At 41.2% G+C, this 18,334-nt stretch carries 21 protein-coding genes and 1 other RNA gene; 4 read left to right on the top strand and 18 right to left on the bottom strand.

Annotated features, from left to right (window positions below; translation table 11 throughout):
- Positions 1 to 21 precede the first annotated feature (21 nt).
- From ACTQXY_RS11300 to ACTQXY_RS11275, 6 genes are all read right to left on the bottom strand, one after another.
- Positions 22 to 492, bottom strand: a complete 471-nt coding sequence (locus ACTQXY_RS11300; protein WP_441659530.1) for a nicotinamide-nucleotide amidohydrolase family protein — start codon at positions 490 to 492, stop codon at positions 22 to 24.
- A gap of 7 nt (positions 493 to 499) precedes the next feature.
- Positions 500 to 1,045, bottom strand: a complete 546-nt coding sequence (pgsA, locus tag ACTQXY_RS11295; protein ID WP_441659529.1) for a CDP-diacylglycerol--glycerol-3-phosphate 3-phosphatidyltransferase — start codon at positions 1,043 to 1,045, stop codon at positions 500 to 502.
- Positions 1,042 to 2,367, bottom strand: a complete 1,326-nt coding sequence (gene rimO / locus ACTQXY_RS11290) for a 30S ribosomal protein S12 methylthiotransferase RimO (RefSeq protein ID WP_441659528.1) — start codon at positions 2,365 to 2,367, stop codon at positions 1,042 to 1,044. Before rimO ends, pgsA begins: the two co-directional genes overlap by 4 nt.
- Before the next feature lie 70 nt (positions 2,368 to 2,437).
- Positions 2,438 to 2,680 carry a DNA-directed RNA polymerase subunit omega gene (gene rpoZ, locus ACTQXY_RS11285; protein WP_022250277.1) on the bottom strand — a complete coding sequence of 81 codons (243 nt, stop codon included), beginning with the start codon at positions 2,678 to 2,680 and terminating at the stop codon, positions 2,438 to 2,440.
- A 3-nt stretch (positions 2,681 to 2,683) separates the two neighbouring features.
- Positions 2,684 to 3,316, bottom strand: coding sequence for a guanylate kinase (gmk, locus tag ACTQXY_RS11280; RefSeq protein WP_373207288.1), 633 nt, complete (start codon positions 3,314 to 3,316; stop codon positions 2,684 to 2,686).
- Positions 3,317 to 3,333: 17 nt separating this feature from the next.
- Positions 3,334 to 4,212, bottom strand: a complete 879-nt coding sequence (locus ACTQXY_RS11275) for a YicC/YloC family endoribonuclease (RefSeq protein WP_441659527.1) — start codon at positions 4,210 to 4,212, stop codon at positions 3,334 to 3,336.
- 329 nt (positions 4,213 to 4,541) lie between these two features.
- Here ACTQXY_RS11275 and ACTQXY_RS11270 point away from each other — a divergent pair, with 329 nt between their 5' ends.
- A complete protein-coding gene (locus ACTQXY_RS11270) occupies positions 4,542 to 6,278 on the top strand; it encodes an NFACT RNA binding domain-containing protein (RefSeq protein WP_441659526.1) in 1,737 nt (578 codons plus the stop codon).
- Between the two features lie 45 nt (positions 6,279 to 6,323).
- Here the strand turns inward: ACTQXY_RS11270 and ACTQXY_RS11265 are convergent, their stop codons facing one another.
- Both ACTQXY_RS11265 and pheA read right to left on the bottom strand, forming a co-directional pair.
- Positions 6,324 to 7,610 (bottom strand): DUF815 domain-containing protein, encoded by a 1,287-nt coding sequence (locus ACTQXY_RS11265; RefSeq protein ID WP_441659525.1) that lies wholly within the window; start codon positions 7,608 to 7,610, stop codon positions 6,324 to 6,326.
- Position 7,611: 1 nt separating this feature from the next.
- Complete coding sequence (pheA, locus tag ACTQXY_RS11260; RefSeq protein ID WP_441659524.1) at positions 7,612 to 8,760, bottom strand: prephenate dehydratase; 1,149 nt, start codon at positions 8,758 to 8,760, stop codon at positions 7,612 to 7,614.
- 143 nt (positions 8,761 to 8,903) lie between these two features.
- On the opposite strand from pheA, the gene ACTQXY_RS11255 reads away from it, so the two are divergent.
- The 3 genes from ACTQXY_RS11255 to ACTQXY_RS11245 are packed head-to-tail and all read left to right on the top strand — an operon-like array spanning position 8,904 to position 10,853.
- Positions 8,904 to 9,440, top strand: a complete 537-nt coding sequence (locus ACTQXY_RS11255) for a nitroreductase family protein (RefSeq protein ID WP_118208616.1) — start codon at positions 8,904 to 8,906, stop codon at positions 9,438 to 9,440.
- Positions 9,441 to 9,454: 14 nt separating this feature from the next.
- Positions 9,455 to 10,375, top strand: a complete 921-nt coding sequence (gene pyrB / locus ACTQXY_RS11250; RefSeq protein ID WP_117787862.1) for an aspartate carbamoyltransferase — start codon at positions 9,455 to 9,457, stop codon at positions 10,373 to 10,375.
- A 40-nt stretch (positions 10,376 to 10,415) separates the two neighbouring features.
- Complete coding sequence (locus ACTQXY_RS11245) at positions 10,416 to 10,853, top strand: aspartate carbamoyltransferase regulatory subunit (RefSeq protein ID WP_441659523.1); 438 nt, start codon at positions 10,416 to 10,418, stop codon at positions 10,851 to 10,853.
- A gap of 65 nt (positions 10,854 to 10,918) precedes the next feature.
- Here the strand turns inward: ACTQXY_RS11245 and ACTQXY_RS11240 are convergent, their stop codons facing one another.
- The 10 genes from ACTQXY_RS11240 to ACTQXY_RS11195 form a co-directional block, all read right to left on the bottom strand.
- Positions 10,919 to 11,188, bottom strand: coding sequence for a hypothetical protein (locus ACTQXY_RS11240; RefSeq protein WP_441659522.1), 270 nt, complete (start codon positions 11,186 to 11,188; stop codon positions 10,919 to 10,921).
- 177 nt (positions 11,189 to 11,365) lie between these two features.
- Positions 11,366 to 11,717: RNase P RNA component class A (rnpB, locus tag ACTQXY_RS11235), an RNA gene on the bottom strand.
- Between the two features lie 47 nt (positions 11,718 to 11,764).
- Positions 11,765 to 12,241 (bottom strand): ribonuclease HI, encoded by a 477-nt coding sequence (gene rnhA / locus ACTQXY_RS11230; RefSeq protein WP_441659521.1) that lies wholly within the window; start codon positions 12,239 to 12,241, stop codon positions 11,765 to 11,767.
- A 16-nt stretch (positions 12,242 to 12,257) separates the two neighbouring features.
- Positions 12,258 to 13,952, bottom strand: coding sequence for a MutS-related protein (locus ACTQXY_RS11225; protein ID WP_441659520.1), 1,695 nt, complete (start codon positions 13,950 to 13,952; stop codon positions 12,258 to 12,260).
- Positions 13,934 to 14,650, bottom strand: a complete 717-nt coding sequence (locus ACTQXY_RS11220) for an MBL fold metallo-hydrolase (RefSeq protein WP_441659519.1) — start codon at positions 14,648 to 14,650, stop codon at positions 13,934 to 13,936. The genes ACTQXY_RS11225 and ACTQXY_RS11220 overlap by 19 nt, the downstream gene beginning before the upstream one ends.
- Complete coding sequence (locus tag ACTQXY_RS11215; RefSeq protein WP_441659518.1) at positions 14,651 to 15,094, bottom strand: MOSC domain-containing protein; 444 nt, start codon at positions 15,092 to 15,094, stop codon at positions 14,651 to 14,653.
- Between the two features lie 6 nt (positions 15,095 to 15,100).
- On the bottom strand, positions 15,101 to 16,126 hold the full coding sequence (locus tag ACTQXY_RS11210) for a molybdopterin-binding protein (protein ID WP_441659517.1): 1,026 nt from the start codon (positions 16,124 to 16,126) through the stop codon (positions 15,101 to 15,103).
- Between the two features lie 3 nt (positions 16,127 to 16,129).
- Positions 16,130 to 16,627: a MogA/MoaB family molybdenum cofactor biosynthesis protein gene (locus tag ACTQXY_RS11205; RefSeq protein ID WP_441659516.1), complete on the bottom strand. Its 498-nt coding sequence runs from the start codon at positions 16,625 to 16,627 to the stop codon at positions 16,130 to 16,132.
- Positions 16,624 to 17,109: a cyclic pyranopterin monophosphate synthase MoaC gene (gene moaC / locus ACTQXY_RS11200; RefSeq protein ID WP_441659515.1), complete on the bottom strand. Its 486-nt coding sequence runs from the start codon at positions 17,107 to 17,109 to the stop codon at positions 16,624 to 16,626. The genes ACTQXY_RS11205 and moaC overlap by 4 nt, the downstream gene beginning before the upstream one ends.
- 11 nt (positions 17,110 to 17,120) lie before the next feature.
- Positions 17,121 to 18,149, bottom strand: coding sequence for a threonine aldolase family protein (locus ACTQXY_RS11195; RefSeq protein ID WP_441659514.1), 1,029 nt, complete (start codon positions 18,147 to 18,149; stop codon positions 17,121 to 17,123).
- Positions 18,150 to 18,334: the final 185 nt, after the last annotated feature.

The raw sequence follows: 18,334 nt of genomic DNA, 5'->3' as shown, positions 1-18,334 counted from the left end.
CATTTTCCTTGTTGAATATGACTATAAATTTTCCGCCAACAATTTCAGCGCCGCTTCCACAGCCGCATTTCTGTTTTCTTCTCTTGTTCCATGAAAACGACATTCTTTGACATAGGTCTCTGTGCCAATACAACATCCCACATAGATAAGACCAACCGGCTTTTCTTTTGTTCCGCCTCCCGGGCCCGCAATTCCGGTCGTGCTAAGTCCTATCTCTGCCTTCGCCGTCTTCGCCGCTCCACGTGCCATCTCCTCGGCTGTCTGCCTGCTGACCGCTCCGTATCTTACGAGTGTCTCATGCGAAACCCCCAGCAGGCGCTCTTTTGCCTCATTGGAATAGGTAATGTGTCCTTCGTTATACACAGACGATGCTCCCGGAACATTCAAAATTCTTCCTGCCAGAAGACCGCCCGTACAGGATTCTGCCGTTGTCACTGTATACTGCTTTTCCAATAATTTTTTTACAATTTCTTCTTCCAACATGATCTTCATCCTTCTTTTACATTCCACCCTGTGTCAATACCTGTTTATTCTTCACAATGTAATCCACAAGAGAAACCACTGTCAAAATCAGTCCAATCCATACAACAACAATTGTAATTGTCTGCATAATCGGATTTTGAATATCCAATATCAAGAGAATGATCATCGCCATATGAGATACTGTTTTAAATTTTCCCCAATAGCTTGCGGCAATGACAATCCCATTATCAGATGCTACAAGTCGGAAACCACTGATGATAAACTCTCGTGCAATGATGATCAAAACAATCCATGCCTGCAACTTTCCTGTCTCGATCAGGCAGATCATCGCAGAACATACTAGTAATTTATCCGCAAGCGGATCCATAAATTTTCCAAAATTCGTCACAAGATTATGCTTTCTGGCAATCTTTCCATCCAGCATATCTGTCAGGCTTGCAATACAAAACAGTGCAAGTGCAATATATTTTCCATTCCCTTCTGCCAAAGGTGTGATCATAAATACAACAAAAAATGGAATCATTAAAACTCTCAGTACCGTCAGCTTATTTGGTAAATTCATGATATAATCTCTCCCATCAAATCATATTCTAATGCGCCGGTGATTCTGACACGTGCGAAATCTCCCGACATTAATTCCTCTTCTGATTCTACAAAGATAAGCCCATCTACATTTGGAGCATCCTTGTAAGTTCTTCCTACATATGCATTTTCATCTGCCACTTTTCCTTCGATCATGACAAGCACTTCCCGCCCGATCATCTCTTCCGCAAGATCAAACGCGATCTCCTGCTGCAATTCCATCAGTTCTGCCTGACGGTCTTCCTTGACGTCCTCTGGAATCTGATCCGGCATCACAGCAGCCGGCGTATCTTCTTCCGGTGAATATGTAAACACACCGAGGCGGTCAAATTCCATCTCATCTACAAACTCCATCAATTCTTCGTGTTGTTCCTGTGTCTCTCCCGGGAAACCGGTAATCAATGTAGTACGGATTGCGATATCCGGTATTTCTTTTCGCAGTTTTCCAATAATTTCAACCAGCTGTTCTTTTGAAGTCCTTCTTCCCATTCGTTTTAAGATTCCATCACTTGCATGCTGAATCGGAAGGTCCAGGTAGTTACAGATCTTATCCTCTTCTTTGATTACCTGAATCAATTCATCTGTAATCTCTTCCGGATAGCAGTATAAAATGCGGATCCAGCGTAATCCACTGATTTTACAAAGCTCTCTCAGCAACTTGTGCAATGATTTTTCACCATAGAGATCTTTTCCATAAAGTGTTGTCTCCTGTGCCACTAGAATAATCTCTTTTACTCCCTGTGCCACCAGATCTTCCGCCTCTTTCAGAAGCCGTTCGATCGGAACACTTCTAAAGTTTCCGCGGATTTTTGGAATGATACAATATGTACAGTGTTTATCACACCCTTCTGCAATCTTCAGATAAGCAAAATGTCCTCCTGTCGTCACAAGGCGCTTGCTCTCCACAAGCGGAAGTGCATCAATGTCAGTCATCTCCACACTTGTGTGCCCTGCAAGTGCCTCGTCAATCGCTTCCACAATCTTATCGTAAGAAGTCGTTCCAAGCACTGCATCCACTTCCTCAATCTCATCGATAATCTCCTGCTTATATCGCTGTGCAAGACAACCTGTAACAATTAACGCCTTGCATGAACCGGCTTTCTTATATTCTGCCATCTCAAGAATCGTCTGGATACTCTCCTCTTTTGCATCATGGATAAAGCAGCAGGTATTAATGACAATGACATCTGCGATCTCTTCACTGTCCACCATCTGGTGTCCTCTAGACGCCAGCAGTCCAAGCATCACCTCCGTATCGACAAGGTTCTTATCACATCCTAGTGATACAAATAATATATTCATAGTCTCATTTCTCCTATATAGTTATTGAGGCAGATACTCCACTACGCATCCGCCTCATCATATCTTTTATCTATTCTTCTGTATCTTCTGCAATGATCTTAATCTTTCCATTATTCAATTCATCAATTGCAATCGAAAGTGGTTTCTCACCATGCTTTGTTGGTACTAAAGGTAATTCTCCGCCGATAATCTGTCTTGCTCTTTTTGAAGTTGCCAAAACAATCGAATAACGGCTGTTTACAATCTTAGTTGCCCCTTCCTCTACGTCTTGATTGACTACTTTCATCAAATCTGTGTAAGATGGATGTAACATGTATTATTCTCCTTTCAAATTCCCATTTAATTCTTCTTTTATCTGACACATAAAATCCCCATTGCGGAAACTTCTGTTGTGTTCACCCTCGATAATATTATGCATCTCCTGCACGCAGGTATCCAAATCATCATTAATGATCAGATAGTCATACTCCTGCATTCCCTCAGCCTCTTCTGCTGCTCTTTGCATTCTGGATTCAATAACATCCATCGTCTCCGTTCCTCTTCCAATCAAACGCTCTCTCAAAATCGAAGCATTCGGTGGAGTTATAAACAACAACAGTGTCTGTGGAAATTTTTCTTTCACTTTCAAAGCACCCTGAATCTCAATCTCCAGAATCACGTCTTTTCCGGCTGCAAGCTGTTCTTCCACATAGGCTTTTGGTGTGCCATAATAATTATTCACGTATCTAGCATACTCTATTAACTCATCTTGTGCAATCATTTTTTCAAATTCTTCTGTCGTTTTGAAAAAATATTCCCTTCCATCTACTTCTCCTTCTCGCGGATTTCTTGTAGTTGCTGAGATAGATAATGCGTAATTATCATATTTTTCAAGCAGCGCTCTCATCACAGTCCCTTTCCCTGCTCCTGAAAATCCTGAGACTACAATCAAAATTCCTCTCTTTTTCATCCTTCTTACCCTTCCCTTTATTCGATATTCTGAATCTGCTCTCTGATCTTTTCAATTCCTGTCTTCAGATCAATCGCATGATTCGATACTTCAATATCATTCGCCTTTGACAAGATCGTGTTCGCTTCACGGTTCATCTCCTGTGCAATAAAATCCAGTTTTCGACCGATTCCCTCTCCCGCTTCTAATGTGGTTCTCATATGTTCAATGTGACTTCTCAGTCTGACCGTCTCCTCATCTGTGCAGATCTTATCCGCAAACAGAATCACCTCGGCAGCCAGTCTGCTCTCATCCATCTGTACGTCTTCCAGAAGTTCCTTCACTTTCAATTCCAGCTTCGCACGATATTCAGAAATGATCTCCGGTGAGCGCTCTTCGATTGCTCCAACTAATGCAAGCAATTCATCCAATTTCACATTAATGTCTTTTTTCAGATTCTCGCCTTCCACAATTCTTGTCTCCACAAATTGTGTAAACGCTCCTTCCAAGGCTTTCTTCAATCCGTTCCAAAGTTCTTCCTCATTCTCCGGTTGTTCTTCCATCGTAAGTACTTCCGGACAATGCGACAAGGCAGAAACACGAATATCATTCTCCAATGAAAATGTCTCTTCCATCTGCTTAAAATACTGCAGATACTCCTCAGCCAATGCAGCGTTATATTTTAATGCCACCTGATTCTCTGACATGTCTTCATATGTAATAAAAATATCTACTTTCCCTCGCTGTGCATACTGCTTCAGCAAGCTGCGGATGGATGCATCAAAAAAATTCAATTTCTTCGGCATACGGATATTGACATCTAAGTATCTGTGGTTCACGCCTTTTAGCTCCACCGTAAATTTACGTTGTCCTTCAGACACCTCACATCTTCCAAAGCCTGTCATACTTTTCATCATATTGTTAACCTCTTTGCTTGTCTTTTTATGTTACATTTCATTATAAGTCATTTAAAAACAAACGTCAATTGAAACTCCCCTTCATTTCGTGTATACTAACATCTATATGGTTACTGTTCACTCCGCAGCTAAAACAGAGATTTGCATTGTCATGCCTGCATGTAAAAGGCGAATTTCTGTTTTTGCTACGAAGTGTAACTCGTAACCGCCACCCAATAAGCAGTCTTAGCACAAAGTGCGGGACTGGAGTGCGAAAGCACGACGAGTGCGCATATGGTGGTGGTTAGGAGTGAACAGTACCTCTAAAATATGAAAGGACGATTTACATTATGGCTTTTGACGGAATTACAATTGCAAATATCGTACATGAATTAAGAGAGAACCTATTAGACGGCAGAATCAATAAGATTGCACAGCCTGAGACCGATGAGCTTCTTCTGACAATCAAGACACCCAAAGGGCAAAAGAGGCTTTCCATATCCGCAAGTGCTTCACTTCCGCTTATTTATCTAACTGAGACCAACAAGCCAAGTCCAATGACCGCACCGAATTTCTGTATGCTTTTAAGAAAACACATTAATAACGGGCGAATTACGGCAATTACACAACCTAAATTAGAACGTATCATTCGGTTTGAAGTAGAACATCTGGATGAACTTGGTGATTTGTGCAAAAAATATCTGATCATTGAGATTATGGGAAAACATAGCAACATCATTTTCTGTACGGAAGACAACAAGATCATCGACAGTATCAAACACGTCTCCGCACAGATGAGTTCTGTTCGCGAAGTACTTCCGGGGCGCGAGTATTTCATTCCGGATACGATGGAAAAATCAGATCCACTGGATATTTCTTTTGCCGACTTTGTATCAACTTTGATTGCAAAGCCTACCCCTCTTGGAAAAGCGATCTACACAAGCTTTACCGGCATCAGCCCTGTTGTAGCAGAAGAAATCTGCTATATTGCCGGAATTGATTCTGAAGTCACACCAAAAGAGCTGTCAGAAGATGTATTGATTCATTTATATAAACAATTTACTTTATTTTTTGATCCGGTAATCAAAGGTGATTTTCATCCGGTAATCTACTATGACGGTGCGGAACCAAAAGAATTCTGTGCACTGCCATTATCGCATTTTCCGATGTATGAGGCAAAAATATTCGACTCCATGTCAAATGTACTGGAGACTTATTATGCTTCCAAAAACACATTGACACGGATTCGCCAAAAATCGGTAGACCTCCGAAAAATCGTGCAGACCGCATTAGAACGAAACCGAAAAAAATATGATTTGCAGTCCAAACAACTCAAAGACACTCTGAACCGTGATAAATACCGCATATACGGCGAATTGATCAACACCTACGGCTATAATTTAGAGTCCGGTGCAAAACAACTGGAAGCGTTGAACTACTATACAAATGAGATGGTGAAAATCCCGCTCGATCCTACAAAGACACCCGGTGAAAATGCGCAGAAATATTTTGATAAGTATAATAAACAGAAACGAACCTTCGAGGCGCTTTCCTCTCTAATTCAGGAAACGCAGGAAGATATCACTTACCTTGAATCTGTCAGCAATGCACTTGACATTGCATTGAGCGAAGACGATCTGACTCAGATTAAAGAAGAATTAATCGGCGCCGGATATGTAAGGCGAAAATTCACAAAGAAAAAAGTAAAGATTACAAGTAAACCATTCCACTATATTTCCAGCGATGGCTATCATATGTATGTTGGAAAAAATAATCTGCAAAATGACGAACTGACTTTCCATTTCGCTGTTGGAAACGACTGGTGGTTCCACGCAAAAGGCTGTCCGGGATCTCATGTCATCGTGAAAACCAATGGCGAGGAACTGCCAGACCGGACTTTTGAGGAAGCCGGAAAACTTGCGGCCTACTACTCTAAGAACCGCGGAAATGAAAAAGTAGAGATTGACTACATTGAGAAAAAACATGTCAAAAAACCGTCCGGCGGAAAACCTGGATTTGTCGTATATTACACCAACTATTCTCTGATGATTGATTCCGATATTTCCGGAATTCAACAGATTGATTAAAGCATTTAAAAGGGTGAAAGTCATTCGAAACTTTCACCCCTTTCTTTATTTTCCAAGAAGATAATCTATGAACTGCTGCGCTGTCCTGCCTGACAGGCCGCCGTGACTTAACTCCCATTTATTGGCTTCCAGAAGAAGCTCTTCCTCCGGCATATGAATTTGATTTTTCTCAGCTAATGTCTTCACAATCTGCTGAAATTCTTTCTTACTTGGACCTCCAAAATAGATTGTCACTCCAAATCTTGCCACCAGTGATAATTTTTCCTGAACAGTATCGTTCGTATGCAATTCCTCATCTCGGTCAGACTTATCGCGAAATGTTTCCCGAACAAGATGCCTCCTGTTTGAAGTCGCATAGATTAAAATATTATCCGGCTTCTTTTCCAATCCGCCCTCAATCACTGCTTTGAGATATTTATATTCAATTTCAAACTCCTCAAAAGACAGATCATCCATATAGATAATGAACTTATAGTTTCTGTTTTTTATCTGAGCAATCACATCGTTCAAATCCTGAAACTGATGTTTATACACCTCAATCATTCGAAGTCCCTGATCATAATACTGATTCAATATTGCCTTGATTGAAGTAGACTTTCCTGTTCCTGCATCTCCGAACAGCAGGCAGTTATTCGCCTTTTTCCCTTTCACAAATGCCTCTGTATTCTCAATCAGTTTCTTTTTTGCAATCTCATATCCCACAAGGTCATTCAGATGTGCATGGGCAATCTTCGTAATTGGGACAATATCTGCCCCAGCTTCTATATGCTCGATACGAAATGCCTTGTGCAGCCCAAACTTACCCACTCCGAATTCTTTATAAAACTGTGTCATCGTACATTTGAACTCCTCTGCATTCTCACATGTTCCAAGCTTTTCGCTCAGCTCACAGATACGGTCTCGGATTCTTTTATTGAATACCTTCCCATGTCCTTTGACATTCTCATAATGCATCAGTACAGAAAGGCAGTTCACCCCCAACGCCTTCTCTAAAATAGTAAAGTCATATGCAAACAGCTCTCGGAAAATCTCAAAATCATGCAGTGTAATCGTGTTGATGCTTCCCTCAATCTCGCCTACAATCTCACACTCTGTACTGTATGCATTTTCGTCATTTACCAAAAGAAATGTCAGGTAATTATGCCAAAGGTTTCCTTCAAACCCATATCCCGCTGCCAGCTCCAGCAGTTCATTCACACATTCAAATAAAAGTCCTGCCATATCTTCTTTATTATAGTAGTCGCTGTCACAATTTTCCATTAAAAATGTCATATCACGCAAAAGCTCTTCATGTTCCATATGTTTGTATAGCATCAGTTCCTTTGTTCTCATTTTATACGCCTTCTTTCGATGAATAATTTCCTAAAATTTTCAAGCTTTTAGACTCCTCGCGCAACCCCCGGATCGCATTTTTCACAGCCCCATCTGCCATATTTCCTTCAAAATCCACAAAGAACCGATATTCCCAGGTGCGTCCTTCCACCGGTCTTGACTCAATCTTTGTCATGCTCAGATTATTATAAATAAAATGAGACAACAGATGATACAGCGTTCCGCTTTCATGTGACACTTCAAAGCAAATACTGATCTTCGATGCATCCTTCAAAAAAATCTTTTGGTTCGTCACGATAATAAAACGCGTGGAATTATTATCATTATGATTGATCTTCTCCTCCAAAATTTCCAATCCATACAGACGCGCTGCATATTCGCTGCAAATTGCAGCCTTTTTCTGATCTTGATCTTCCAGTACTTTTTTTGCGGCAACAGCAGTATTTGCCACACTGATCTGCTGCCAGTCTCTGTGTGCGTCCAAAAATTTTGCACTCTGCATCAATGCCTGTGGATGAGAATATACACGTTCAATCTGGTCTAATGTCGTTCCCTTCAATCCTGATAATGTATGATTGATTGGGAGAACCACTTCTCCTACGATATAATTTTCAAATTCCACAAGCAGATCATACACCTCATTGACTGCACCCGCAGAAGAGTTTTCAATCGGAAGTACCGCAAAGTCGGCCGATCCCTCTTCGATTGCCTCCATCGCATCTCGAAAAGTCTGCACATGAAAACTATTGGTATCTTTTCCAAAATACATCTCCATCGCCGCCTGGCTATATGCTCCTTCCGTTCCCTGAAAGACAATTCTCGAATTCTCCCAATCTAATTTGTGCACGCCGATAAACGGCAGCCTTCCTAGCGCCCCCCGTTTTGTCAAAAGCTGATACTGCAGCTTGCGGCTTAAAGACATCAGTTGTTCAAACAGTTCCTGCACTCCTTTTTTGTGAAACTCCTCCGTCACCTTTGCGGCAACTGCTGCCAGTTTTTCCCGCTCCCTTTGCTTGTCAAACACTTTATTGCCCGCGCTGATCTTGATGTCTCCAATCTCCATACAGACATCCATTCTCTTTTTATATAATTCGATAATCTCATTATCAATTCCATCTAACTGTGCTCTTAACTCTTCTAAAGTCGCCATCCTTCTCTCCTCCTGCCCAAATTAAAAATTATTATAATACATTTTTCAGACAAAATCTATATTTGATAAATATAAGAGTTGAAAAAAAAATCTGTTTATTATATGATAATAAAAATAGATTTTCAAATAGGAGGATATTTTATATGAACGCAACAGAATGTATGAAAGGGCGAAGAAGTATTCGTAAGTACAAGAAAGGCTGTATTGACCATTCATTATTGGAATCTATTATCTCTACAGCATCTTATTCTCCTTCCTGGAAAAACACTCAGATTACTCGTTACATCGCAATTGAAGACACTTCTATTCTCAATAAAATTGCCGATGAATTCACCCCAGACTATAATTCGAATATTATCAGACAAGTTTCAACATTAATTGCTGTAACTTTTATCAAAGGGCGCTGCGGTTATGAGCGAGATGGTTCTTTTTCAACCAAAAAGGAAGACCGTTGGCAGATGTTCGATGTCGGTGCTGCCTGCCAGACATTTTGTCTTGCTGCACATGAAGCCGGTCTTGGCACTGTAATCATGGGAATCTGGGACGAAGATGCAATCACAGAATTGTTGGACATCCCGGAAGGACAGGAACTGGCTGCCTTGATTGCCATCGGTTATCCTGATGTTGCTCCCGAAGCTCCAAAGCGAAAATCTGTACAAGATTTATTAACTTATCGATAAACTAGGAGGTTACCATGAGACACTTAATGAGTCCATTAGACTTTACAGTCGAAGAATTAGATGAAATTTTGGATTTGGCAGATGATATCGAAGCCAATCCTGAAAAATATGCACATGCCTGCGATGGCAAAAAGCTTGCAACTTTATTCTACGAACCGAGCACTCGAACAAGACTTAGTCACGAAGCCGCAATGTTAAATTTGGGGGGAAGTATTTTAGGATTTTCTTCCGCGGATTCCAGTTCCGCCGCCAAGGGGGAGAGCGTATCTGACACAATCCGCATGATTTCCTGCTATGCAGACATCTGTGCGATGAGACATCCAAAGGAAGGTGCGCCTATGGTTGCCTGCAGACATTCTTCTATCCCTGTCATCAATGCCGGTGACGGCGGACATCAACATCCGACACAGACTTTAACCGATCTTTTGACAATCCGTTCTTTAAAAGGCAGGCTTGACAATCTCACAATCGGTCTTTGCGGTGATTTGAAATTCGGACGTACGGTTCACTCTCTCATTCACGCACTGGTACGTTACCCGAATATCAAATTTGTTTTGATTTCACCGGAAGAGCTGCGTCTGCCAAGTTATATCCGCAAAGATGTGTTGGACAAACAAAACGTGCCTTACAAAGAGGTAGTTCGTATGGAAGAAGCGCTTCCGGAACTTGATCTGCTCTACATGACAAGGGTACAAAAAGAACGTTTCTTTAACGAAGATGATTACGTTCGTATGAAAGATTTTTATATATTGGATGCGAAAAAGATGGAACTTGCGCCAAAGGATATGCTTGTACTTCATCCACTTCCACGTGTCAACGAGATTTCTGTCGAAGTAGACAAAGACCCACGTGCCGCTTATTTTAAACAGGTACAATACGGTGTCTATGTACGTATGGCACTCATACTCACTTTGCTGGAGATCAAAGTTTCATAACAATAATAAAAATTAACCATAGAGAGAAAGGAAATATATCATGGTAAAAAATACATTGAATGTCAGTGGTATTTCCGAAGGATTTGTACTTGACCATATTCAGGCTGGAAAAAGCATGGACATCTATCACTATTTGAGACTGGATAAATTAGATTGCTGCGTTGCAATCATCAAAAATGCAAAAAGCAATAAGATGGGGAAAAAAGACATTATGAAAATTGAATGTCCAATCGACGTAATCGATTTGGATATCCTCGGCTTTATTGATCACAATATCACAATCAACATCATTCAGGATGAAAAAATTGTTGAAAAAAAACGTTTGAAACTTCCAAAAGAAATCACAAACGTAATCAAATGCAAAAATCCTCGCTGCATCACTTCTATTGAACAGGAACTGGAACACGTTTTCGTGTTGACCGATCCTGAAAACGAAGTATACCGCTGCAAATATTGTGAAGAAAAGTATAGCAGATAATAAAGACAAGCATTATTTAAGGACTGGATGGCTAATTTGCCACCAGTCCTTTGCTAAAGAATATTTCACATATTCACTAAATTTTCCTTTTCCCCACAATCCCCTCCTTTGTATAAACTACACACATTTTCAATCTCTGTTTCCGGCAATTGTTTTCCATGTTCTAACACTTTTCTGAAAAAATAATTCTTGAAAATCAATCGGTTGAAAACACCCTCTCTAATCATGTTGCGGTAGAAAGCAGGCATTTTCGGTACTTTTCCAACTTTAATCAATCCTGCTGCAACAACAAAAACTGTGACAATTGTTAAAAAAATCATGAAATACGTTGTCATAAAAAACGCCCCTTTCTGTTTACTTCTATTGTTATCTTTATACTACTCCTTTCAAATTTATCAGTCAATAGTTTGTTTGAATTTAATATTTCTAACTATAGTATATTTAGAAACTTTTAATAGCAAAAAAGACAATCACTTCAAAGCAATTGTCTCATAAATTCTAAAAATACATCGTGTAAAAGCAAAACGATAAGCCGGGTTATGTCGTTGAACGGTCATCTATCTAGCCTTACTGTTGCCAGTAAGATCAAGCAACCTACCTAAAACGTGACGGGCCGCCACATCGTTTTCGTTCGGTCTTGCTTCGAATGGGGTTTACATATGCCCCCTTTGTTACCAAAGGGGCGGTAGTCTCTTACACTGCCCTTCCACCCTTACCCAGAATCAATCTGGGCGGTACATTTCTGTTGCACTAGCCTTGGAGTCGCCTCCACCGGACGTTATCCGGCATCCTGCCCTATGAAGCCCGGACTTTCCTCACCTGCAATCTTTCGACACTTGCAGCTGCGACCGTCTGTCTTACTTTTACACCTCTGTGATTTTATCATTTTCTTCAAAACTTGTAAAGTACTTTTAGCCCCCGATTACATCATCCAAAAGATTTCCACCATCCGCCGCTGTCGTTGCAAGTGTATCACAGCGCTCATTCTGCGGATGTCCATCATGTCCTTTTACCCAAATAAACGCAATCTGATGCGGTTCTTTCGCCTTCAATAATCGTTTCCACAAATCCACATTTTTGACCGGTTCGTTTTTTCCGCGTTTCCAGCCTTTTTTCAGCCAACCATCAATCCAGTGCTGATTAAATGCATCGACCACATATTTTGAATCCGAATATAACTCAATCTCACAGGGACGGTTCAACGCCTCCAGCCCTGCGATCACCGCCATCAATTCCATACGGTTGTTCGTCGTCTTCTTATATCCGCAGGACAACTCTTTTGTATGAAGCTGCCCTTTTGAATCTATAAATTCCAACACAGTGCCGTATCCTCCCGGTCCATCCGGGTTTCCTCGTGCCGCACCATCTGTATAAATCTTTACTTTCATATCGCTCTCACTTTCTCTACAAACTCCATATTCCGGTATTTACAAAATTCTCTGCCGTCTTCTCAGCCTCTTTGATAATTTCCCCGTCATATCCGATAATCCCAAGCAGCTTAATAGCATTTCTGGATACCGCCCTTCCTCTGTACAACATATAATTAAACAAAATATCATTTTCTTTTACCTCTTCCTGAAAATGATAATTACTATAAAACTCTTCCAAAAGATGTGTCAACTCAATATCATGTGTTGCCGCAAAACACATTACATGCACTTTTGCCAGACTCTTTAAAATCTGAGCCGATGCTGAAATACGCTCAATCGTATTCGTTCCCCGAAGCACCTCATCCACAAAACATAAGAGCGGTGTCTTCTCTTCTACGCGGTTCAAGATTCTTTTTAAAGATTTGATTTCCACAATGTAGTAGCTCTCATTTCCCTGAAGATTATCTTTGAGCGCCATAGATGAATAAATCTGAAAATAGCAGGCGCGATACTGTCTTGCCGGGCAGGTGTGGATCGTCTGTGCAAAAACCGCACTGATTGCCACTGTTTTTAAAAATGTTGATTTTCCAGATGCATTGGAGCCCGTCACTAACACGCCTCGTTCTTCTTTGATCGTATTTGCAACCGGATTCTCAAGCATAGGATGATACATGTCTTCACTTTCTAAAAATGCCTTTTCCTGCTTCACAAGTTCCGGCACACAATAATATGACAATGACTCCCGATAAGAGGCGATTGCAATCATACTGTCCAAAAGTCCAAGATTTTCCATCATACACTCAATCGCATCCAAATTTTTTTGAAACTCTTCCAGCATCGAATTGAATTTAATTAAATCCACATGAAACAGCATACGGAAATAGTCCATGATAGATTCTGTAACAGATGCTCCCATATGCCGTCCAGACACCACCAAAGAGGAACCCTTTTTGAACTTGCCAAACTGTTTCTTTGCTTTGATAATCTCCTGCACATATTGTTCCACTTCTGGAATATCAACATGTTCAAACTGATCGCTGATGTCAAGCAGTTTCATGATATAAGAAAATGTACTGATATACGCCTCGATTTCTTTCTTCTCTTTATAATAACTGTTGATATTTACACCCATCACCACAAGTAACGCAATCACTCCGACAGTGATGTTGAAAATTGCCAAAACAATGGCGGCAAAAATCCCTCCAATTGCCAGATAGTGCGGTGTGTTGCTTTTCTTTTTCACTTCAGATAAACGGTAAATATAATCACTGACCGGAACTTTTAATAATTTCCCAATTTCATAGAATTTGGTCTGAAAAACTCTGCGCTCTTTTTCATGCTCTGCAAAATAAGTAATCAGACGCTCTCGCTCTCTCAGCACAGATTCCTCCGTTTGTGGTCTCCTCAAAAGATCATACAAATAGTCCTCGCCAATATTAGAATAAGTATGATTTAACTTTAAGAAGACATCATCCATCTCTAGATCATTCCATGTGATATCATCGATAAACGCCCCTTTGGCACATCTTCTCTCCTGTCGGTTCTTGTAATAATGTGAAATCCATTCAAATTCCTCATATGTATATTCTTTTGGATGTCCACTGCCCCACTCTTCTTTCAGCATTGTCTGTATATACGCCATCCGATTTTTACGGCTTACCATGTTCACCACCCAGATGCCGGCAAGCACAGTGAACAATCCTGCTACGATTATGATATCTTGAGACATATTTCCTCTCCTTCTTTTTTGATCGGATAAATCCGCTCGCGATACTCTTTTGTCTCCTCCTGATGCATCAGTTTTTCACAAACTGTATAGTCTTCCCAGCAATGCATCGGAATCAATGCTTTTGCATCCACCCGTTTTGCAAATCCATCTATTCCATAATAATACTGCTCACCAAGCCTTGGATCTACGGGCACAAATGCCACATCGATCGGTGTGTCCTTCAATTTTTCAATTTCCTTCAGATACGCCGTCTTCATATGTTCATTATACGAATCCGGCTCTCCTTCCCAATGCCACCAGTTCAGATCTCCTGCATGATAAATTGTTCTTCCTTCACACTCTACCAAAAAAGCAACACCTGCATCTGTTGACTTCAAAGTCTGAATCCGTACCTCTCCCAGTTCAAGTTCCTGATGGATTCCCAAGAAAGAGACCTGAGCTTCGATTTGCTTTTCTTCCAGAAATTTTTTCGCTGACCTTCGAATATCCGAAGACAGAACATAGTGCACATCCGAATATTGTTCTCTCAATTCAAAAATTTCTTCTACATAATGATCGTGATGGACATGGCTTGCAAATACAACTATGCCTTTCCCCGGATCAAACTTGGGTATCTCCCCTTTGTAATAGTCAAACAGAAAAATATGGTTCTCCAGTTCCACCGCAAACCCACTGTGTGAAATATATGTGATTTTCATTTACTCCTCCTTATCTGTCAAAAGCTCTATACAGTCACCCTCTGAAATCTCCCCGCCGTGAAGTACAACTGCAAACACACCTTCTCTTGGCATGATGCAGTCTCCCATCGTCTGAAAAATCCTGCACCCGTGATGACATTCCTTTCCTATCTGCGTCATCTCAAGAATCACATCGTTGCAGCGAAATCTTGTTCCAATCGGAAGGATTTTAAAATCAAATCCCTCTACGACAAGATTCTCTCCAAACGCACCGAATTCTATCTGTGCCCCTCTTTGCCGAAACGCTTCTATCTGCTCATAAGACAACAGACTCACCTGTCTATGCCAGTTACCTGCATGCGCATCTCCTTTCAGACCAAAATCCGCAACCAGCTTTGCCCTATGTACATTTTGCTTTTCTGTTCCTTTCTTTTCACTGATGCAAACAGCTCTCACAACTCCCATAAATCTCTATACTCCTTTTCCAAATCCACAGTTAGGATACGTACAGATATCGCAGCCAAGACATAATCCTCCTGCTCCCATCCTTGCCAAATCCTTCTTCGTAACCGGTACATCTGCAAGTATCCGTGGAAGAAGCAAATCAAAAATGGTCGCTTTCGCATACATCACGCATCCCGGCAGTCCCATAACTGGTGTTCCATCCGAAAAACAGCCAAGCAGGAACATCGCCCCCGGAAGAACCGGAGCCCCGTAAGAAATAATCTGCGCTCCACTTTCTTTGATTGCACTCGGTGTCATATCATCCGGATCGACACTCATTCCTCCAGTACAAAGTACCAGATCTACTCCTTTGCCTTTTATCTCCCGAATTGCTTCTACAATCTTTTCTTTTTTATCCGGTACGGTTTTATGAACCAATACTTCCACATCATATGCTCTCAATTTTTCTCGAATAACCGGAGTAAATGTGTCCTGTATCCGCCCATAATACACTTCATTTCCAGTTGTCACCACTCCGGCTGTTTTTCGCTTATATGGTAAAACCCGAAACAATGGCTCTTTGCCACCGATTTCTTTAACTTGCTTCATCTTCTCTTCCGAAATGACCAGCGGAATCACTCTTGTCCCAACCAGTTTATCCCCGACATTCACCGGCTGGTCATGATGTCTGGATGCAATCATGATATCTTCCAGCTCATTGATGGCACAAAGCTTTTCCAAATCAATTTGAAAAAGTCCTCTCTGTGTTGCCGACAACTCAATCTTTCCTTCTTTTACCGGACTCCGCTTCATATATGCACTTTCGCATACAGATGCCAGAATCTCTGCCGCCTCATTCTCGTGCAGCATTCCCTCTTCTTTCTCCCACACATAAAGATGGTCTTTTCCGATAGATAACAATTGGGGAATATCTTCTTCCCGCACAATATGCCCTTTTCGAAATGCAATATCTTTAATCTGATCTTTTACAATGATTGTAATATCATGACAGATCACATGACCTACCGCATCTTTTGTCTCAATCTTTTTCATCTTTTACGCTTCCTCTGGGACTGCACACTCTTTGGCAATTCCCTGTAAAATTTCTACACCGTGCACCAATTCCGGCAAAATATATTTGAGTGATTCTTTGAGTGCTTTCGGACTTCCTGGAAAGTTTACGATCAACGTCTGTTTACGAATCCCCGCCGCCGCTCTTGACAGCATTGCTCGTTTTGTAAACTGCATACTGTAGGCGCGCATTGCCTCCGGTATTCCAGGCACCTGTCTCTCTACAATATCCAGCGTCGCCTCCGGTGTCACGTCGCTTTCTGAAAATCCGGTTCCGCCTGTTGTGATGATTAAGTCTACAATATTGCTATCTGCTAGCCGTTTCATCACTTCTCCCAAAATTCTGCGGTCATCCGGAAGTACTTTCATCACCTTCACCTCAAACCCTGCATTTTCCACTACCTTTTTTATGTATGGTCCACTCTTATCTTCTCTTTTCCCTTTATATCCTAATGTACTAGCTGTTATAATTGCAACTCTCATACAATTTCCCTCCTAAAATGTCCGCTTTTTCCGCCTTTTTTTTCTTCCAAATGTATCTCTGATAATTCCATGGTACGATCAATTGCCTTGCACATATCATAAATCGTCAACAACGCAACACTTACTCCTGTCAGCGCCTCCATCTCAACTCCAGTCTTCCCTTCTACTTTCACAGTGCATCTTGCCAAAATTTCCAAAGTATCTTCTAAAATCTCATAGGCAATCTCACATTTACTGATCAAAAGTGTATGGCACATCGGAATCAGGTTTGCCGTCTGCTTGACCGCCATAATTCCCGCCACACGTGCCACTCCAAGCACATCTCCCTTTTTGGAAGTACCGTTTTTAACCGCCTCCATCACCTTTGCATTGACACGTATCTTTCCAGACGCCACCGCGACTCTTGATATCACCTCTTTTTCTGAGACATCTACCATCACTGCATTTCCTTTTTCATCAAAATGTGTCAGCTTTTCACGCATCTTTTGTCTCCCTACCTCATATCTTCTAGTAATTGATAAACATCTTCCTCTTTTGTCGCCCAGCTTGTGCAAAGACGAATCACGCTGGATGTCGCATCATATCGCTGCTGATATGTATACGCATATTTTTCTTTCAGGTGTTCCAATTTTTCATCAGGCACAATCACGAACTGCTGGTTAGTTGCGCTGTCGATGAAAAATGAATATCCGGCTTCCTCAAGTCCTTTCTTCAGGATCATTGCCATTTGGATTGCATGCCCTGCGATTTCAAAATACAAGCCATCTTTTAAAAGTTCTAAAAACTGGATTCCCAGCAATCTTCCCTTTGCAAGCATACCACCCTTCTGCTTGATCAGATATCTAAAATCCTCCTGAAGCGCTTTATTGCAGATAACAACTGCTTCTCCGAACAATGCTCCCACTTTCGTTCCTCCGATGTAAAACACATCACAGTTCTCCGCCAATACTTCCAATGTCAGATCATTTTCTTCTGCCATCAGCCCATATCCAAGTCTTGCTCCGTCTAAAAACAAATATAGTCCACATTCATTACACATGTTTCGTATCGCTTCCAATTCCGCCTTGCTGTACATTGTTCCAAGTTCCGTCGGGTTGGAAATATACACAAGCTTCGGCTGTGTCATATGTTCATGTGAACTGTCGGACCAGTGCTGTGTACATACTTCTTTAATCTGTTCTGCGTCAATCTTTCCATCTTTTCCCTGAATCGTCATCACCTTGTGTCCACACGCCTCAATAGCCCCTGTCTCATGCACATTAATATGACCTTCCTCCACACAAATTACTGCCTGATGCGGGCGAAGAATGGAGGAGATCACCGTCAGATTTGCCTGTGTGCCTCCCACAAGAAAATGCACTGCTGCATCTTCCTTTTTACACAAATCCTTGATTACTTTTGCTGCCTTTTCACAGTATGGATCTTCACCGTACCCCGGTGTCTGCTCCATATTTGTCTTTACAAGTTCTTCTAAAATACGAGGGTGCGCTCCCTCATTATAATCACAATTAAAACGAATCATTTTTTCATCCTCCTGTTTTTATAGTATAACACACTTAAAGACGGGAGAAAACTTTTTTCCCCCGTCTTTAAGTGTGTTTTTTTATATAATAGGAAATTCCGATTTTTGTTGGAACAATGAATGAAAATAGCCCGCACAAAGTCGGGCATGAGAACAAGATGACGCTCGTTAGAAGATATAAAAAC

The sequence above is a fragment of the Faecalimonas sp. LCP19S3_D12 genome (assembly GCF_052121495.1).
GTDB lineage: Bacteria > Bacillota > Clostridia > Lachnospirales > Lachnospiraceae > Faecalimonas.
This window is presented reverse-complemented; position numbering and strand designations above follow the sequence as displayed.

What these genes read in the sequence shown, in the direction of transcription:
- ACTQXY_RS11195 (WP_441659514.1), bottom strand. Translation starts at nt 18,149, where the DNA reads ATGATTCGTTTTAATTGTGATTATAATGAGGGAGCGCACCCTCGTATT.
- ACTQXY_RS11245 (WP_441659523.1), top strand. Translation starts at nt 10,416, where the DNA reads ATGGTAAAAAATACATTGAATGTCAGTGGTATTTCCGAAGGATTTGTA.
- pyrB (WP_117787862.1), top strand. Translation starts at nt 9,455, where the DNA reads ATGAGACACTTAATGAGTCCATTAGACTTTACAGTCGAAGAATTAGAT.
- ACTQXY_RS11210 (WP_441659517.1), bottom strand. Translation starts at nt 16,126, where the DNA reads ATGAAAAAGATTGAGACAAAAGATGCGGTAGGTCATGTGATCTGTCAT.
- ACTQXY_RS11240 (WP_441659522.1), bottom strand. Translation starts at nt 11,188, where the DNA reads ATGACAACGTATTTCATGATTTTTTTAACAATTGTCACAGTTTTTGTT.
- ACTQXY_RS11265 (WP_441659525.1), bottom strand. Translation starts at nt 7,610, where the DNA reads ATGAGAACAAAGGAACTGATGCTATACAAACATATGGAACATGAAGAG.
- moaC (WP_441659515.1), bottom strand. Translation starts at nt 17,109, where the DNA reads ATGCGTGAAAAGCTGACACATTTTGATGAAAAAGGAAATGCAGTGATG.
- rpoZ (WP_022250277.1), bottom strand. Translation starts at nt 2,680, where the DNA reads ATGTTACATCCATCTTACACAGATTTGATGAAAGTAGTCAATCAAGAC.
- gmk (WP_373207288.1), bottom strand. Translation starts at nt 3,316, where the DNA reads ATGAAAAAGAGAGGAATTTTGATTGTAGTCTCAGGATTTTCAGGAGCA.
- rimO (WP_441659528.1), bottom strand. Translation starts at nt 2,367, where the DNA reads ATGAATATATTATTTGTATCACTAGGATGTGATAAGAACCTTGTCGAT.
- pgsA (WP_441659529.1), bottom strand. Translation starts at nt 1,045, where the DNA reads ATGAATTTACCAAATAAGCTGACGGTACTGAGAGTTTTAATGATTCCA.
- rnhA (WP_441659521.1), bottom strand. Translation starts at nt 12,241, where the DNA reads ATGAAAGTAAAGATTTATACAGATGGTGCGGCACGAGGAAACCCGGAT.
- ACTQXY_RS11275 (WP_441659527.1), bottom strand. Translation starts at nt 4,212, where the DNA reads ATGATGAAAAGTATGACAGGCTTTGGAAGATGTGAGGTGTCTGAAGGA.
- ACTQXY_RS11300 (WP_441659530.1), bottom strand. Translation starts at nt 492, where the DNA reads ATGAAGATCATGTTGGAAGAAGAAATTGTAAAAAAATTATTGGAAAAG.
- ACTQXY_RS11225 (WP_441659520.1), bottom strand. Translation starts at nt 13,952, where the DNA reads ATGTCTCAAGATATCATAATCGTAGCAGGATTGTTCACTGTGCTTGCC.
- ACTQXY_RS11205 (WP_441659516.1), bottom strand. Translation starts at nt 16,627, where the DNA reads ATGAGAGTTGCAATTATAACAGCTAGTACATTAGGATATAAAGGGAAA.
- ACTQXY_RS11215 (WP_441659518.1), bottom strand. Translation starts at nt 15,094, where the DNA reads ATGGGAGTTGTGAGAGCTGTTTGCATCAGTGAAAAGAAAGGAACAGAA.
- ACTQXY_RS11255 (WP_118208616.1), top strand. Translation starts at nt 8,904, where the DNA reads ATGAACGCAACAGAATGTATGAAAGGGCGAAGAAGTATTCGTAAGTAC.
- ACTQXY_RS11220 (WP_441659519.1), bottom strand. Translation starts at nt 14,650, where the DNA reads ATGAAAATCACATATATTTCACACAGTGGGTTTGCGGTGGAACTGGAG.
- pheA (WP_441659524.1), bottom strand. Translation starts at nt 8,760, where the DNA reads ATGGCGACTTTAGAAGAGTTAAGAGCACAGTTAGATGGAATTGATAAT.
- ACTQXY_RS11270 (WP_441659526.1), top strand. Translation starts at nt 4,542, where the DNA reads ATGGCTTTTGACGGAATTACAATTGCAAATATCGTACATGAATTAAGA.